This window comes from Microvirga vignae (assembly GCF_001017175.1).
GTDB lineage: Bacteria > Pseudomonadota > Alphaproteobacteria > Rhizobiales > Beijerinckiaceae > Microvirga > Microvirga vignae.
In genome coordinates this window covers 1-2,630 of the sequence record NZ_LCYG01000160.1, presented here as the reverse complement: position 1 = coordinate 2,630, position 2,630 = coordinate 1, and the positions used below count along the sequence as shown (strand labels likewise).

Here is a 2,630-nt window from a genome sequence, read left to right as displayed (position 1 = left end):
CTCCGTCCGTGAACCGGGAGAGCAGCAGATGAAGCTCTACAACAAGGAGTTTGCGACGGATCCGCAGAGGCTGTCGTGTACCAAGAGCAGTGTGGTCTTCGCGGACGGGAGTGTCGCCGCATAGTGTTGTGTCCATACCCTCCTTCGCCTACGCCGCCGAAGCCTTTCGCTCGCAGCCAGCTTTACGCCCCTGCTGCCGATGATGAGCCGCCGCCTCAGGGCGTGTTTTGCTTCTTAAAAATCCCGCTGGACCCGCAGGCGGGCTTCAAGGGCCTCCTCCGAGTTGATGAGGCGGCCTGATGCTGGATCGTTGTCCACGTACACCCGGCCGCGCGGGTCGACCTGGCGATAGAGCGTCTCGACGCCAAGATAGAGGCCGCTCACCGGGAGCCAGCCGAGATTGCTGCCGATCCGCCACTCCGTCGTGTCTGGGAACCCGAGGGTGCCGCCTGCTGGTGTGGTCACGACACTGTTCGCCGGGTATTCAACCACGCCATAGGAGCCGAACATCACATGTCGAATCTGCGGGGTCCAGAAGTGCATGAACACAGCCGTCGCGGCCCAGCCCCGAGAGCGGCCCACCGCGCCCGTGGCATCCACATAAGCATCAGTCTGAGCGAGGGTCATATTTTTGATCGAGGTGTCGCCGATGCCGAGGTAGCTCAGGGCGCCTTCCGCATAGGCTGCCTGGAGCCAGAGTTCGTCACCTTCGGCCAGCATGGGGAGTTCGATCTGAAGCCCGGCCTGCACGGCAAAGCCGTACTCGGTGTCGACGAACAGAGCCGGATCCGTTTCGGGAACAAGATTGGCGCTGCGGATCTGGTGTAGCGCCGCCGAGAGCTGGGCTTTGCCCCAGTCCGGCTCCCAGAGCAACTGCCCGACGAGATCCGGAACGCGCGCGCCGGCCGGGATGAACTCCTCGCCGGGAAAGGCTGGTCCGTTCGGAGCGGCGAACAGCCGCCGTTCGATGGCGTCCTCCAGCGCAATCGTCGCAGACAGATCGGACCCGAGCTTGGCTGTATAGGCGAAAACATTGTTTTTGACTTCGGAGACGATGAGATCCGCGAAGTTGTAGTCATTGGTGTAGAAGTCGAAGAATGATTCCAGGCGGCCCGCAGTCAGGCCGCCGAACTGGACGTAAGCCTCGTCAAGACGTGACGTGTCGGACCCGTAATTGCCCGTGTTGCGGGTGATCTCGTACTGTATCTTCGCGCGCAGCAAGCCGTAAGATGTCTGGGTGCGGGCGTCGAGGGCGATGCGGCTGCGGGCCCGGAAGCCAATGGCGTCATCGGCGCGGGCGCCAGGTTCCAGATACCGGATTTCTCCCCGAGCCCGACCGCCGATCCGCAGGCAGATGTCGGTCCCGGGAATGGTGAAGAAACCGGCGCCATGGACGGAGCAGATGCGCACAGCCTCGACGGGAGCCGTGCTCCTGGGCGGCAGATCGGCCGCCTGGGAGCCTGCCGGGAGAAGGCACCCGCCGATGATCGCGGCACAAGCCGTTGATCGGGTGAGAATCACCCGGAACACACCCATCGTAGTCCCCCCTTGTTTCTTGTCCCCGCTGCCAGGCGATGAGTTGGCAGGGGCCATGATTGCCTTGCCCGTCCTGGATGGCAATATCTGGTCAGGCTGCCACCAGAAACGAGACGATTGCATCTGGACCATCGCGCAGGGCGAATGCCTTCCAGCATGAAATGAGCCTCGCGTGCCTCCGCAAGGGAGATGACTGTGCCCACTCGTGTCCTCAGTTCGCCGCCGTCGATCAGGCCTGCAATCTCCGTCAGCTGTCTGATTGTGACGCTGACCAGGAAGAGGTCGCGTCGATGCCGTGGCTCTCAGTGACCGCGCTTTTCGAACCAGGCACGCATCTCGGCGATCTCGCGCTCCTGCTCGCGGATGACATCCATGGCCAATTTGCGGGTCTGCTCATCCTTGCCGTGCTGAAGAACAACCTTCGCCATGTCGATAGCACCCTGATGATGGGGATCATGCCGCGTACGAAATCCACGTCCGCGTTGTCCGAGTACTCGAATCCATGTCCCGATGCATCTTGGCGTTGGCCTCGCGATAGGCTTTCGTGGCCGTCGTTTCGGCCGAACGGGCAGCCGGCGCGGGCGTGGAGTGGCCGGTGTGACCGCCGTGGTGAGCGCCTTGCGCGAGGGCCGCCGGCGAGAAGGCCGCCATCGTGGGGGCAAGTGCCAGGGAGCGGATATCCATGAAAGAGCTCCTAGTAGTTGGGTGAGAAATGGAACGGGTCAGTGATGACCATGATGGGCTTGAACCGCAGCATGCCCTCGTCCTCGAGCGATCAGCCAACGGTTCACCAGGAAGGCGAATGCGCCTGCAGCGACCAGCGGGAAGGCAAGGCTGCCCCAGCAGAGCAGACTGGTTGGGCCTGCATCCGTCGCGCCGGGGATTACCGGCACGATGCGTTGTCCACGATCTCCATGATGGTGATCGATGCCGCGTCGGACGCGGGCGCGAGAGCATCGGACCCACCTATGGGTCCGATGCTCCTGCTCGTGGCTGGCGCAACCGAGGGCGCGAGCCGAAGGTCCGGATCAGCGAAAAACCAAGATCCACTTTTCCGCACGCTCGCCGGCCTCTGGCGTGCTCTGACAGATCTC

The 2,630-nt window shown here is 63.0% G+C and carries 2 protein-coding genes and 1 pseudogene; 1 reads left to right on the top strand and 2 read right to left on the bottom strand.

All coding sequences use genetic code 11. From position 1 onward, the window contains the following. Window positions 1-234: 234 nt before the first annotated feature. A complete protein-coding gene (locus tag AA309_RS31485; protein WP_052955159.1) occupies window positions 235-1,536 on the bottom strand; it encodes a porin in 1,302 nt (433 codons plus the stop codon). 302 nt (window positions 1,537-1,838) lie between these two features. After that, window positions 1,839-2,220 (bottom strand): annotated as a pseudogene (copM, locus tag AA309_RS31480) (CopM family metallochaperone). A gap of 41 nt (window positions 2,221-2,261) precedes the next feature. Between copM and AA309_RS36175 the strand changes: the two are divergent. After that, window positions 2,262-2,630: hypothetical protein (locus AA309_RS36175; protein WP_210166529.1), on the top strand; the 369-nt coding region annotated here is incomplete at its 3' end.

Bases quoted from the DNA above. Each gene is read 5' to 3' on its own strand.
- AA309_RS31485 (WP_052955159.1), bottom strand. From the start codon at position 1,536: ATGGGTGTGTTCCGGGTGATTCTCACCCGATCAACGGCTTGTGCCGCG.